Annotated in this window: 10 protein-coding genes; 5 read left to right on the top strand and 5 right to left on the bottom strand. The window is 67.3% G+C overall.

Annotated elements, in window-relative coordinates; all coding sequences use genetic code 11:
* The first annotated feature begins 63 nt into the window (after window positions 1–63).
* Window positions 64–510 (top strand): MAPEG family protein, encoded by a 447-nt coding sequence (locus ACSBPQ_RS15435; RefSeq protein WP_442682949.1) that lies wholly within the window; start codon window positions 64–66, stop codon window positions 508–510.
* A 76-nt stretch (window positions 511–586) separates the two neighbouring features.
* Here ACSBPQ_RS15435 and ACSBPQ_RS15430 read toward each other — a convergent pair whose 3' ends face one another.
* The 4 genes from ACSBPQ_RS15430 to ACSBPQ_RS15415 all read right to left on the bottom strand — a co-directional run bounded on the left by ACSBPQ_RS15430 (window position 587) and on the right by ACSBPQ_RS15415 (window position 6,977).
* Window positions 587–3,514: a TonB-dependent receptor gene (locus ACSBPQ_RS15430; RefSeq protein ID WP_442682948.1), complete on the bottom strand. Its 2,928-nt coding sequence runs from the start codon at window positions 3,512–3,514 to the stop codon at window positions 587–589.
* Between the two features lie 189 nt (window positions 3,515–3,703).
* Window positions 3,704–4,447 carry an SDR family NAD(P)-dependent oxidoreductase gene (locus ACSBPQ_RS15425; RefSeq protein WP_442682947.1) on the bottom strand — a complete coding sequence of 248 codons (744 nt, stop codon included), beginning with the start codon at window positions 4,445–4,447 and terminating at the stop codon, window positions 3,704–3,706.
* 96 nt (window positions 4,448–4,543) lie between these two features.
* On the bottom strand, window positions 4,544–6,106 hold the full coding sequence (locus ACSBPQ_RS15420) for an EAL domain-containing protein (protein WP_442682946.1): 1,563 nt from the start codon (window positions 6,104–6,106) through the stop codon (window positions 4,544–4,546).
* 91 nt (window positions 6,107–6,197) lie between these two features.
* Window positions 6,198–6,977, bottom strand: coding sequence for a sulfite exporter TauE/SafE family protein (locus tag ACSBPQ_RS15415; RefSeq protein WP_442682945.1), 780 nt, complete (start codon window positions 6,975–6,977; stop codon window positions 6,198–6,200).
* 93 nt (window positions 6,978–7,070) lie between these two features.
* On the opposite strand from ACSBPQ_RS15415, the gene ACSBPQ_RS15410 reads away from it, so the two are divergent.
* The 4 genes from ACSBPQ_RS15410 (at window position 7,071) to ACSBPQ_RS15395 (ending at window position 12,000) form a co-directional block, all read left to right on the top strand.
* The gene (locus ACSBPQ_RS15410) at window positions 7,071–7,466 is read left to right on the top strand and encodes a YchJ family metal-binding protein (protein ID WP_442682944.1); all 396 of its coding nucleotides are present in this window, start codon (window positions 7,071–7,073) and stop codon (window positions 7,464–7,466) included.
* 64 nt (window positions 7,467–7,530) lie between these two features.
* A complete protein-coding gene (egtB, locus tag ACSBPQ_RS15405; RefSeq protein WP_442682943.1) occupies window positions 7,531–8,820 on the top strand; it encodes an ergothioneine biosynthesis protein EgtB in 1,290 nt (429 codons plus the stop codon).
* Complete coding sequence (gene egtD / locus ACSBPQ_RS15400) at window positions 8,817–9,791, top strand: L-histidine N(alpha)-methyltransferase (RefSeq protein ID WP_442682942.1); 975 nt, start codon at window positions 8,817–8,819, stop codon at window positions 9,789–9,791. Before egtB ends, egtD begins: the two co-directional genes overlap by 4 nt.
* A 58-nt stretch (window positions 9,792–9,849) precedes the next feature.
* Window positions 9,850–12,000: a lytic murein transglycosylase gene (locus tag ACSBPQ_RS15395; RefSeq protein WP_442682941.1), complete on the top strand. Its 2,151-nt coding sequence runs from the start codon at window positions 9,850–9,852 to the stop codon at window positions 11,998–12,000.
* A 96-nt stretch (window positions 12,001–12,096) separates the two neighbouring features.
* On the opposite strand, the gene ACSBPQ_RS15390 is transcribed toward ACSBPQ_RS15395, so the two are convergent.
* Complete coding sequence (locus tag ACSBPQ_RS15390; RefSeq protein ID WP_442682940.1) at window positions 12,097–13,272, bottom strand: benzoate/H(+) symporter BenE family transporter; 1,176 nt, start codon at window positions 13,270–13,272, stop codon at window positions 12,097–12,099.
* Window positions 13,273–13,703 lie beyond the last annotated feature (431 nt).

Below are 13,703 nucleotides of genomic sequence, written 5' to 3'. Positions count from 1 at the left end.
ACCGGCCAGCGTTCCGGCGCTGGCCACAGCCGCTGTTCCCGTCCCCGTTTCCAGGAGAAAGGCATGCATTACGTTGAGCTGGTGGCGATGCTGGTGGTGGTGCAGTACCTGTTCTTCATCGTGCTGGTCGGCCGCGCGCGCGTCCGTACCGGACTGAAGGCGCCGGCGGTCAGTGGCAACGAGACCTTCGAGCGCATCTACCGGGTGCAGATGAACACGCTGGAGCTGATGGTGATGCTGCTGCCGGCGCTGTTCGTGGCCGCGCGCTACTGGCAGGCGACCTGGGTGGCCGGGCTGGGCGGGGTCTACCTGCTGGGCCGCTTCATCTACTGGCGCGCCTACGTGAAGGCGCCGTCCGGACGCGCGCTGGGTTTCGGCCTGTCGATGCTGCCGGTGCTGGCGTTGCTGCTGATGGCGCTGGCCGGTGCGGTACGCGGCGACGGCGTGGATGGGCTCGGCAAAGCCGCACCGGAAGAAAGCGCCGCATTGGACGCCGGACAGCGCCGCTGATCTGCGCGGTCGATGGCTGCGCGTGGAATGGAAAAGGGAGCCTTGCGGCTCCCTTTTCTGTTGCCGGTAAGGCGACTCAGAAATCCAGGCTGAGCCGGGCGTAGGTGTAGCGGCCGGGCAGGTCATAGGTGCCCGGGTCGTAGCCGTTGAGGGTGCAGCTCAGGCAGATCGGCGGGTTCTTGTCGAACACGTTGTTGACGCCGAGGCTGACTTTCACGCCCTTCATCCACGCATCCGTGCGCCAGCTCAGCTGGGCGTCGTGATAGGTGGTGGCGCCCAGCCAATGCTGGTCGTTGGCGCTGTCGGTACAGATGTCAAAGCCGTTGGCGCCGGCGCAGCTTTCGCGCAGGCGGTCGATGTAGCGCAGCGTCCAGCTGGCATTCCAGTTGCGGAAGTCCCAGTTGGCGGCCAGGGTCGAGCTCCACTCCGGAATCGCACTGTCATTGGTCTCCACACCCGGACCCTTGGGCTCGGCCTGGCCGGATTCGTTGACCAACTCGTAGCGCGTTACCCAGGTCGCCTTCCAGTCGAAGCCGAGCTGACCCCAGCCGGTTTCCGGCAGCAGCCAGTGCGCGCTGAAATCCCAGCCGCTGGTATTGATCGTGCCCAGGTTGGCGAGGATGTCCTCGAAGCGGATGATCTGGCCGCGGTCGTTGCGGGTGTAGCTGGCGCAGGCCACCGGATCGCGGCTGTCGATGCAGCGGTCCATGATCGCCTGCGCGTCCGGGGCCTGGATCGCCTTGTCGATGGTGTGGCGGTAGAAGGTCACCCCCAGGTCGAGCTTGCTGGCCCAGCCGCTGTCCTCGGCCCAGCCCGGGCTCCACACTGCGCCGGCCATGAACGAACGGCTCTCCTCCGGTTCCAGGTCGCGGTTGCCCGAGGTCACCACCGAGATCTGCGGATTGGCCTGCTCGTAGCCCGGCGGCACGCCGTCGGCCACGCACTTGGGGGTGGTGGAGGCGGCGTTGTTGCAGGGGTCGACGATGGTGGCGTCAAAGCGGCTCAACGTGCCGTACAGCTCGCCGATGGACGGCGCGCGGAAGCCCTGGGCGAAGGACATGCGCAGCAGCAGTTCATCGGCCGGCTGCCAGCGCAGGCCGAGCTTGCCGGTGCCGGTGCCGCCGAAGGTGGAGTAGTCCGAATAGCGACCGGCCAGACTCAGGTCCAGGCTCTTGCCCCAGAACCCGCCGCGCGCCAGCGGCACGTCGAATTCGACGTAGGCCTCCTTCACCGAATAGCTGCCGATGGTCACCCCCGACGGCACGCCGTTGTACTCGCCGGCGATGGTGATCGGGTCGGGGTGGTAATCGCCCTTGTAGCGGCGCCACTCGGCACCGGCGGCGAAGGACAGCGGCCCGGCCCAGTTGTCGAACAGCTCGCCGGTGAGGTTGGCCGAGGCCTGACTCAGGGTGTTCTTGCTGCGGTCGCGCACGATCGGCGAGATCCACGCCAGCATCTCCGGGGTGATCGTGCCCGGCCCGCCGAACAGGTTCAGCGGCACGCAGCCGGCGATCGCCGCGCAGGCCGCCGGATCGCCCAGCGCCTGGTTGATGTGCTTGATGTTGTAGCTGCCGGTATTGGTCTGGGTGGCCTTGCTTTCACTGGTCATCACGTTGATGTCCCAGTTCCAGGTGCGCTGGTTGACCTCGAAGATGCCGTCCAGGCCGGCCGCGGCATACCAGGTTTTCACGTCCTGCTCGTAGCGGCGCGGGCCGCCTTCCACCGGTCGGCGGCCGAGCAGGAACAGGTTGGGGTTGGCACCCATCGTGGTCAGGTCGAAACCGAACGGGTTGTACGGGTTGTTGGCCGCGATCACCAGTTTCGTCTCGGCCCAGTCGTTGTAGACGCCGGCATCGGTGCCCAGGAAGATCGGCTCCGGCGCGGCCTGGTTGGCCGATTCGCGCTCGCTGTACAGGCCGCGGGCCCAGGCGCTGACGGCCGGGGTGAACTCGAAGCGCACCTGGCCGAACACCGATTTGCGCTCGTTCGGGGTCAGCAGCAGGTTGTACGGGGCGAAGTTGAAGCGGTTGGCAGTACCGAAGCGGATGAAATCGTCGGGAAAACGGGCGCCGCCGGCGAAGCTGGCATCGTTGGGCAAGGTGAGGTTGCAGGTGGCCGAGCCCGGGATAGGCGTGCCATCGGCGTCGCGTGCCAGCGGACACAGCCCGCCGTAGGTGTTGTTGCCATCGACCGGAGCGAACACGGTGCGCCCGCCGGGCGTGGCCGAGCTGCCGTTGGCCAAGCCAGTGCCGGGCACCGGCTCGGTGGCCCAGCGGTATTCGGACGAGCCGATCTCTTTCTGCTTGAACCACGAACCACCAACAATCCACTGCGCGCGCTCGCCGCTGCGGCCGAAGCTGAAATCCACGCTGGTGGTGTCGCCGCCCTTGAGGTTGTAGTCGCCGTACTGCACCTCGACATGGCCGCCATCGACGTTCTTCTTGGTGATGATGTTGACCACGCCGGCGATCGCGTCGGAGCCGTAGATCGAGGAGGCGCCGTCTTCGAGCACCTCGATGCGGTCCACCAGCGCCAGCGGAATGGTGTTCAGGTCCACCGAGGAACCGACGCCGGAGCCGGAGGACTCGTTGACCCAGCGGATGCCGTCCACCAGCACCAGCACGCGCTTGGGACCGAGGTGGCGCAGGTCCACCGTGGCCGCACCGGCACCGACGCCGCCACCATCGGGCGGGAAACCGAAGTTGCCGCTGGAGTTGAGCTTGGTGCTAAGCGAGGCGCCGCTGGCGGTCAGGTGCTGCACCACGTCAGCCACCGAGCTGTAACCGGTGCGGTCGATGGCTTCGCGGGTGAGCACCTGCACCGGCACCTGGGTCTCCAGGTCGGCCTTCTTGATGCGGGTACCGGTGACCTGGATGGTGTCCAGGGTGCGCGCCGGGCCGGCCGGCGGGGATTCCTGCGCCAGCGCGACGGCGGGCAGCAGGCACAGCAGGGAGAAACGGACTGCGTGGGTCAGGCGGTGCGGGCGCAACGATAACGACGTCATCGGGAAGCTCCTCTGATAGCCGGACTATCTCGCCGGTCGGGACGACGGGCGTGCGCCACTTGTAAACGTTCCGTTAGCGGTGGACAAGGGGTGGCCATGCCTTCTGCGTGCGTTGTTCTGTCGGCCGTGGAAATTCCGCCATATCAATCACTTGGCCATGACAAAGGTGAATTGAGGCGGCGGCGGCGATCAGCGGGCCGAGAAACCGCCATCGACCAGGTGGTAGCTGCCGGTGATGAACGAGGCTTTGTCCGACAGCAGGAAGCAGGTCAGCGCGGCGACTTCATCGGCCGTACCCAGGCGTCCGGCCGGATGCAGCGCGACCAGCCCGTCGTAGGCCTGGCGGTCCATGCCCTCCAGCAGTGGGGTGTCGATGAAGCCCGGGCCGACCGCGTTGATGCGCAGGCCCCGCGCGGAGTATTCCAGCGCCGCGCTCTTGGTCATGCCCACCAGCGCGTGTTTGGCGGCGACGTAGGCGGCCGAGCCGGCCCAGCCGTTGCTGCCCAGGATCGAGGCCATGTTGACGATGGCACCGCCGCCGGCGGCGAGGATCGCCGGGATCTCGTACTTCATCGAATAGAACACGCCGTGCAGGTTGACCCCGAGCACGCGGTGCCATTCGTCCAGCGGATAGTCGGCCGTTTCCAGGCTGGCACCGCCGATGCCGGCGTTGTTGACCGCCAGATGCAGGCCGCCGAAGTGTTCCACGCAGTGCCGCACCATGTGGCGCACGCCATCGGGATCGCTGACATCCACGCTGAAGGGCTGCACCTGCGGGCCCAGCGCGCTGGCCACCGCGGCGGCGGCATCACCGTCGATATCGGCTGCCAGCACCTGTGCACCAGCCTGCGCCAGCTGCCGCACCACCGCCTCACCGATACCCGAGGCGGCACCGGTGACGACGGCGATCTTTCCGGAAAAATCCAGGGACATGGTCAAACCCTCCACTGTGCGGAACCTCCGCGATTCCTCCAGCGTGCGCGCGGCCGCATGCGCGTGCATTGAGCCGGATCAAAACAGGCCGCCGGTTCAGCGGCCGGGTTGCGGCGGGGCCGCGTGCAGCGTCACGAATGCCAGCAGTTCCGCGGCCGACAGCGGTCGGCTGTACAGAAAGCCCTGGGCGTACATCACGCCCTGGTCGCGGAACAGCTCGGCCTGCCCGGGCGTCTCGATGCCTTCCACGATGGTTTTCATGTTCAGCGTGCGCGCCAGTTCGATGATGTGCAGCACCACCTGCCGGGTGGCCTCGTCGGTACAGGCGGTGGAAGTGAAACTCTTGTCGATCTTGAGGATGTCGTAGGGATAGGTCGCCAGCGAGGCCAGGCTGGAATAACCGGTGCCGAAATCGTCGATGGCGACCATCACCCCCATCGCGTGGATGGCATGCACCATTTCCATCGCACTGCTTTCTTCCAGCAGGCTGCGCTCGGTGACCTCGATCACCAGCTGGCCGCAGCCGGGGCCGATGTCCTGCAGCAGCTGTTGCAGCTGCTCGAGAATCTGCGGTGATTCCAGGTCGTGTGCGGACAGGTTGATGCCAAGGTGGAACTGCGGATTGCTGCGCAGGAAGCCGCGCAGGTCCTGTACCAGCAGCTCCAGTACACGGCGGGTGACCAGCGGGATCAGTCCGGCGTCCTCGGCAAAGGGAATGAAACGGTCCGGCGCGATCATCGTGCCGTCTTCAAGGCGCCAGCGCAGCAGCACCTCGGCACCGGTGCAGGTGCCATCGTGCAGATCGATGATCGGCTGGTAGACGAGGAAGAACTGGCCTTTATGCAGGGCCCGCAGCAGTTGTGTGCGGGTCGAGAAGTGGTGCCGGGTCAACACCAGGGTGAGCACGAGGATCACCACACTGGCCAGTACCCCCAGTGGAACGAACCACCGGGCGAACTGGCTCATGCGTGCGTGGGTGGTTGCCAGCGGGGTGGCGGCGACCACACCGGTGCCACTGGCCGCCACCAGACGGCGCACCACCAGATAACCGGCCTTGCGGTCCACGAACCGCTCGTAACGCTGGCCTGCCGGGAACGGACGCGCCCAGTTGTTGCTGACTTCACCGTGGCGGGCGGAAAAGCGCTGGTTGTACTGGCCGAACAGGCCCAGGGCCACATCATCGCGCGCATACGGCGAAACCAGCCCGTCGGGATAGACCAGCAGCGCGTAGCCGCCGCCTTCGATCACCACATACTGTTTGTCGAGGATGCCGGGCACTGCCACCTGCGTGTATACCCGTGTGCCGCCCTCCGTCAGCGGGCGGGAAGGGCCAAGCAGCAGATTGCGCATCAGCAGGCCGCTGGAGGAGCACTTCACCCGTCGCCCGGACAGGTACAGCGATGCCTCCACGATCTGCGAACCGACCCCGAAGCGTTGCAGCCGTGCGATACCGGCGGGACTGCACGGGTCCTCACCGCTGTTGCGCATTTCCGTGCGCAGCTGCTCCAGCAGGTTGATGGCCGCCTGTACCTGCTGCTCGAGGCTGATCGCCAGTCCGTCGAGCATGGCGAACTTTTCCTGCATCGCCTGCTCGCGTGCCCGGTGCAGGGAATACAGCACCGGCACGCACGCCAGCAGTGCGCCAGCCAGGAGTAGCACTGCGGCAATCCGGTAGCGGCTGTTCAAAAGAGCGCCTTGGGCAGGGGGGAGCGGGCGTGCGGCTAGCAGTCGCAGTCTTGGGCAACGGGCTTCATGCGCCTGTGAAGGTATCCCAGGCCATGCGCGAAATCAGCACCACCACCAGGATCAGGAAAAACCGGCGGATCAGTGGCGTCCGCCCGCGCAGTGCCATCCGCGTCCCCACCACCGCGCCGCCGACATTGGCCGCGGCCATCGGCACCGCCAGCGCCAGCAGCACGTTGCCGCTGGGCACGAAGAACACCAGTGCCGCCACGTTGGTGGCCAGGTTCACTACCTTGGAGGCGGCCGAGGCGCGCAGGAAATCCAGGCCGAAGAAACGGATGAACAGGAAAATCAGGAAGCTGCCGGTCCCCGGTCCGAAAAAGCCGTCGTAAAAGCCGATCACCCCGCCCATCAGCAGGGCGATGGCCAGCTCCCTGCGACCGATCACCCGCGGCCGGTGCAGCGCACCGAAGTCCTTCTTGACCAGGGTGTAGCCCAGCATCACGATCAGCAGTGCCAGCACCAGCGGCCGCACCGCCTCCTTGGACAACAGGCTCACCGCGGTGGCGCCGAGGAACGAACAGGCGAATGCCGCCGTTGCCGCCAGCAACACCGGACGCCACGGGAACCGCACCGAGCGGGCATACCGCCAGGCGGCGGCGCCGGTGCCGAACATCGAACTGAATTTGTTGGTCCCCAGCAACGCGGCAGGGGTGTGTTGCGGCAGGACGGTGAACAGCCCCGGCAACTGGATCAGGCCACCGCCGCCAACGGCCGCATCCACCAGCCCGGCGGTGAAAGCGATCACCAGCAGCCATGGCAACTCCGGCGGCAGCAACTCCAGCATGGCTTTTCCTGGACACGGCGCGACAGGATACGCGCAGTGCGGGCCGGTACGCGCCGCTGGAGCCGGCCGTGGCCGGATGGGAAAATGCCCCGCATGCAGATCTCTCCGACCACGCCGTGCCCGTGCGGCCGCGGCCCCGCCTACAGCCACTGCTGTGGCCGCTATCACGCCGGCCAGCCCGCCCCCGATGCCGAAGCGCTGATGCGCTCGCGCTACAGCGCCTATGTGTTGCAGGACGCCGATTACCTGCTGGCCAGCTGGGATCCGCAGACGCGGCCGCAAACGCTGTCGCTGCAGGACGCGCCGGGCCAGCGCACGCAGTGGCTGGGATTGAGCGTGAAGCGCCACGCGGTCACCGGGCAGGACAGCGCCGAGGTCCAGTTCGTCGCTCGTTACAAGGTCGGCGGTGGCAGTGCGGTGAAGATGGCCGAACACAGCCGCTTCCGTCGCATCGACGGGCGCTGGTACTACCTGGACGCGGTGGGCTGAGCGTTGTGCGCCGGCAGTGGCGGCGATGACACCGTGCTAACCGCGCATCCGTATGCTCGGGTGAATGCATATTTCCACTGCCGCACTGCTGCGATCGACCACCGCCCGCACCGCTCCGGCCAGCCTCGCCCAGCGTTTTTCCGCCGTGCGCGCGCGCAGCGTGGCGCTGGCCGCGCCGTTGTCGGCCGAAGACGCGATGGTGCAGAGCATGCCCGACGCCAGTCCGGCCAAATGGCATCTGGCGCACACCAGCTGGTTTTTCGAGCATTTCGTGCTGGCTCCGCAGCCCGGCTACCGGCCGCTGCACGCGGACTGGCAGTTGCTGTTCAACAGTTACTACACCAGTGTCGGTCCGGCGCACGCACGGGCACGGCGCGGACTGCTGTCACGGCCGTCGCTGGCGCAGGTGCTCGACTACCGCGCCGCGGTCGATGAACGCATCGCCGCGCGCTTTGCGGCCGGGACCATGGATGCCGAGGCGCGTCGCCATCTGATTCTGGGCCTGCAGCATGAACAGCAGCACCAGGAACTGCTGCTCACCGACATCAAGCATGCCCTGTGGTGCAATCCGCTGCAGCCGGCCTACCGTGAGCTGCAGGTCCCGGCCAGTACGGCGCTGCCGCTGGGCTGGATCGACAGCGCCGAACGCATTGTCGAGGTGGGAGCCGGGGCGTGGCCGCAGCATGCGCAGTTCGCCTACGACAACGAATCGCCGCGGCACCGGGTGCTGGTTCCCGCGCACCGGCTGGCCAACCGCCCGGTCAACAACCACGAGTACCGCGGCTTCATCGAAGCCGGTGGCTACCGTGAGCCGCGCTGGTGGCTGAGCCAGGGCTGGGAGCTGTGCCAGGCCGAAGGCTGGCGGCAGCCGCTGTACTGGGATGCGCAGTGCCAGCGCGAGTTCACCCTCGGCGGCTGGCGCGCGCTGGACCCGCATGCGCCGGTCTGCCACCTGGGCTATTACGAGGCCGATGCCTATGCGCGCTGGGCCGGGGCGCGGCTGCCGACCGAGTTCGAATGGGAGGCCGCGACCGCTGGCGTGCCGCTGGATGGCCACTTCGCCGATGACGACCACCTGCATCCCTGTGGCGCCGCAGCCGCGGGCGGGATGGCGCAGCTGTTCGGCGATGTCTGGGAGTGGACCAGCAGTGCCTATGCGCCGTATCCGGGATTCCAGCCGCTGCCGGGCAGCCTGGGCGAGTACAACGGCAAGTTCATGTGTGGCCAGTACGTACTGCGCGGTGGCAGCTGTGCCACGCCACGTGGCCATGTGCGCGCCAGCTACCGCAACTTCTTCGCCCCATCGGCACGCTGGCAGTTCGCCGGGCTGCGGCTGGCCCGGGACGCGGCATGAGCACCGTCGAAGCGGCATTGGCCGCGCTGGCCGACTGCAGGCCCGATCGCGCCACGATCACTGCGCAGGTGCTGGCCGGGCTGGCCCAGCGACCGCGGACCCTGCCGTCGAAATACTTTTATGACGCACGCGGCTCGGCACTGTTCGAGCAGATCACCCGGCAGCCGGAGTACTACCTCACCCGTACCGAACTGGCACTGCTGCAGCAGGAGCTGCCGGCCATCGCGCAGCAGGTGGGCGCGCGGGCGCGGGTGGTCGAATACGGCAGCGGCAGTGGCCGCAAGACCCGCCTGCTGCTGGCCGCGCTGCCCGAGGTGGTGGCCTACACCCCGGTCGAAATCGCACGCGCGGCGCTGGTGGCCAGCATCCACGCCTTGGCCGGGGATTTCCCCAGCGTGGAAATGCTGCCGGTGTGCGCCGACTTCACCGAGGCGGTAACCCTGCCACCGCCGCAATTCCCGGCCCGGCGCACGCTGCTGTTCTTCCCCGGCTCCACCCTGGGCAACTTCACCGAGCCGGAGGCGGTACGGCTGCTGCGCGGCATGCGCCACACCATGGGTGCGACCGGGCTGGCGCTGGTGGGTATCGATCTGGTCAAGGCGCCGGCACTGATCGAGGCCGCCTACAACGATGCCGCCGGCATCACCGCCGCTTTCACCCTGAATCTGCTTGAACGCCTCAACCGCGAGATCGGCAGCGATTTCGACCTGGAGCGCTTCCGCCACCGCGCTGTCTACGACAACACCCGCCAGCGCATCCAGACCGACCTGGTCAGCCAGTGTGCGCAACGGGTACGCGTGGCCGGGCATGAGTTCGACTTCGCCGAAGGCGAGGCGATCCAGGTCGAGTACAGCCACAAGTACACCGACGCCGGCTTTGCTGCATTGGCCGCCGCTGCCGGCCTGCGCGTGGCCGGGCAATGGACCGCGCAGCCCTGCAGCTACGGCCTGCGGTTGTTGCAATGGCAATGAAGCCGCGGCGCCGCCGTGTCGCGTTTATCATCGGCAGCCCCCCTGTCAGGAAGTGGCGATGCGAGCGTTTGCGGTAGTGCTGGGACTGGGCGTGTGGGCGATGGCCACACCTGCCGCGGCGGCCATCACCGATTTCGGCAGCTGCGGCGCGGGACTGAAAAGCGCAGCACTGGCGCAGGGTATCGGTGGCGAGCGGGTGGAACAGGTGTTCGCCGGCATCACCCCGGACATGAGCGTGCTGCCGCTGCTCGATGCGCAACCCGAGTTCAGCACGCCGATCTGGGATTACCTGGCCGCGCTGGTGGACAACCAGCGCATTGCCGATGGCCGCGCACGCCTGGCCGCGCATCGCGCACTGCTGGAGCAGGTCTCGGCCCGGTACGGTGTCGATGCGGCCACCATCGTTGCGGTATGGGGCGTGGAGAGCGACTACGGCCGCGTGTTCGGCAAGCGCCCGCTGCTGCAGTCGCTGGCCACGTTGTCGTGCAACGGCCGCCGCCAGGCGTTTTTCAAAAGCGAACTGCTGGCCCTGCTCAAGCTGATCGACAAGGGCGATCTGCAGGCTGACGGTCTGACCGGCTCGTGGGCCGGCGCGTTCGGCCATACCCAATTCATGCCCTCCACCTACGCGCGCATCGCCGTGGATGGGGATGGCGATGGCCGCCGCGACCTGGTCGCCAGCATCCCCGATGCGCTGGCCTCCACCGCCAACTACCTCAAGCAGGCCGGCTGGCGGACGGGCCAGCCGTGGGGCGTGGAAGTGCGCATCCCCGCCGGCTTCAATGCGGCGCTGGCCGGCCGCACCAGGCGCAAGCCGCTGGCCGACTGGCGCGTGCTGGGCATCACCGGCGTCGATGGCACGCCGCTGCAGGTGCCGGCGATCGCCGACGAGGCCAATGCCGCGCTGCTGCTGCCAGCCGGCGCCAAGGGGCCGGCCTTGCTGGTGTTCCGCAATTACGACGCGATCTATTCCTACAACGCCGCCGAGAGCTACGCGCTGGCCATCGCCACGCTGGCCGACCACCTGCGCGGCGGCAGCGGCCTGCAAGCCGCCTGGCCGACCGACGACCCGGGCATCGGTCGTGACGAGCGCCGTGAACTGCAGACCCTGCTGCTGGCCCGCGGCCACGCCATCGGCACGGCCGACGGCATGGTCGGCACCGCCACCCGCCGCGCGATCCAGCTCGAACAGCAGCGGCTGGGCTGGAAGGACGCCGATGGCCGCGCCGGCCGCCGCATCCTGCAGGCGTTGCGCGATGCCCGGCCGGCAGTACCGACGGCGTTCCGGCTGCCAGTCGATTACCCGCAACTTGTCCAGTCACCGATCGTACGGAGAAGTGTTTCAATGAAGGATGTGCAGGGCCTGAGCACAGGCGATTTCAACGGCTTCACCGCGTGGAAGGTGGAAACCCCGTTCTCCACCGCCGCCATCAGCGTGTTCGGTGGCCAGCTGCTGTCGTTCGTACCCAGCGGCGGACAGGATGTGATGTGGCTCTCGCCCAGTGCCAAGCAGCCGCCTACGCCGATCCGCGGCGGCGCGCCGGTGTGCTGGCCGTATTTCTCCAGGCAGGGGCAGAGCAACGAGGTGCCCGCGCACGGCTTCGTCCGTACCGTGCCGTGGGAGCTGCGCGAGGCCCGCCGCGAAGCCGATGGCAGCATGGTGCTGACGCTGGCGCCGCCGGTGATCGACACCCTGGACCTGCGGTTGAAGATGGTGCTGCGCATCGGCCGCACGCTGGAGCAGGAGCTGGTCACCGAGAACACCGGCAGCCAGCCGGTCAGCTTCACCCAGGCGCTGCACAACTATTTCAATGTCAGCGATGCGTTGCAGGTGGATGTCACCGGGCTGGACGGCCTGACCTACCTGGACAAGCTCGATAACGGCAAAGCCCACGTGCAGCAGGGCGACTGGAACCTGCGTGATCCGCGTGACCCGGGCCGAAGCGACCGTCTCTACACCCAGGCCGGTGGCCATTACGTGCTGCGTGACCCGGGCTTCAAGCGCGCCATCGACATCAGCACCAGCGGCAGCCGCACCGCCGTGGTCTGGAATGCCGGTGAAGTGGCCGCGGCGAAGATGGATGACATCGGTGCAGCGTGGCGCAACTACGTCTGCGTGGAGGCGGCCAACGCAGGTCCGGACGTGATCGAACTGGCGCCCGGTGGCCGTCACAGCCTCAAGCAGGTATTCGAGGTCAAACCGCTGTAAGCCGTGAAGCCCCTCTCCCGCCGGGAGAGGGGGTGGGGAGCGGGCAGGCGGAACCGGCAGCTCTTCAACAGCGCCGCAGCCTTGACCGCCAGAGCATCAGCGGCGCAGCACCAGCAAGGTCAGCACACCGGCCACCAGCCCCCAGAACGCAGATCCAATTCCGGCCAGCGACAGTCCCGACGCGGTGACCAGGAACGTCACCAGTGCCGGCTCACGTTCGGCCTCCGCATTCAGCGCCACCGCCAGACTGTTGCCGATGGTGCCCAGCAGCGCGATACCGGCCAGCGCGGCCACCAGTTCTTTCGGGAATGCGGCGAAGACCGCCGCCACCGTCGCGCCGAACAGGCCGATCACGATATAGAACACGCCGGCGCTCACCGCGGCGGTGTAACGCCGCGCCGGGTCCGCATCCACATCACGGCCCATGCAGATCGCCGCGGTGATCGCCGCCAGGTTCAGCGCATACGCACCAAAAGGCGCCAGCAGCACATTGACGGTGCCGATCCAGCCGACCACCGGCGACACCGGCGCGGCATAGCCGGAAGCCTTCAGCACCGCCACGCCCGGCACGTTCTGCGAGGCCATGGTCACGATGAACAAGGGCAGGGCGATGCCGAACATCGCCGCCCACGACAGGGTCGGCATCGTGAACACCGGGCGTGCCAACTGCAGCTGTACCTGCTCCAGCTGCATCAATCCCTGGCCGGCGGTCATTGCTATTCCCACCAGCAACGTGGCGATCACCGCATAGCGCGGCAACAGCCGCCGCCCCAGCAGGTAGGTGGCGAACATCGCCAGCACCAGCGGCAGCTGTGTCTGCGCCGACACGAATACGTCCAGCCCGAAGCGCAGCAGCACGCCGGCCAGCATGCCCGAAGCCAGTGATACCGGAATGCGCCGCATGGCCCGTTCAAAGACACCGGAAAATCCGGCGACCACCGCCAGCAATGCCGCCATGACAAATGCACCGATCGCATCGGACAGCGGCAGGGCTGCCGCACTGACCACCAACATCGCCGCGCCGGGCGTCGACCAGGCCGTCACCACCGGCATCCGGTAGCGCAACGACAGGCCGATGCAGGTCACGCCCATGCCGAGCCCCAGTGCCCACATCCATGATGCGATTTCGGCCTGCCCGGCGCCCATGGTCTGCGCCGCCTGGAACACGATCACCGCGGAACTGGCAAAGCCCACCAGGACGGTGATGAATCCGGCGACCACCGCCGGCAATGAGAGATCCTTGAAGAAGGAACGTGCAGAGGAATCGGTCATCGGGCGGGCAGGAAGGGATCCATCCACATTGTGGCTGACCGCAAGCGCACGTGGCGCGCCCCGAACCGGCCGTATTCCCCGCGTCCTGCATCTGGCACCTGCGGACATCACCTGAAGGCTGGAGGTGTACGGCGCGCGGCGGCTGGCTGTGGGTCGGGTAGCCTTCAACAGGTCTCGTATCGGCATGTGGAATGGCCTGGACTTTGCCAATTGCGGCCGCAAGCGGTGTTTTCGCAGGGAAGTGGAAAAAACGATTGCGCTTTTCACAAAGATGTCTAGAATTCGCTCCCTCGCTGCACGGCGCCGGCCACTCCGGTGACCCCCGCCCACAGTGACGGCAACAACCTCCTCAAAAAGGTGTTGACGGAAACGAAAAGCCTGCTAAAGTAGGCGGCTCGCTTCGGCAAGGGCCTTCGGGTCAGGGTTTGAAG

The organism is Stenotrophomonas sp. JC08 (genome assembly GCF_052180205.1).
GTDB lineage: Bacteria > Pseudomonadota > Gammaproteobacteria > Xanthomonadales > Xanthomonadaceae > Stenotrophomonas.
Note: the sequence above shows the minus strand (reverse complement) of the source record. Positions and strands in the feature narration are given on the sequence as shown.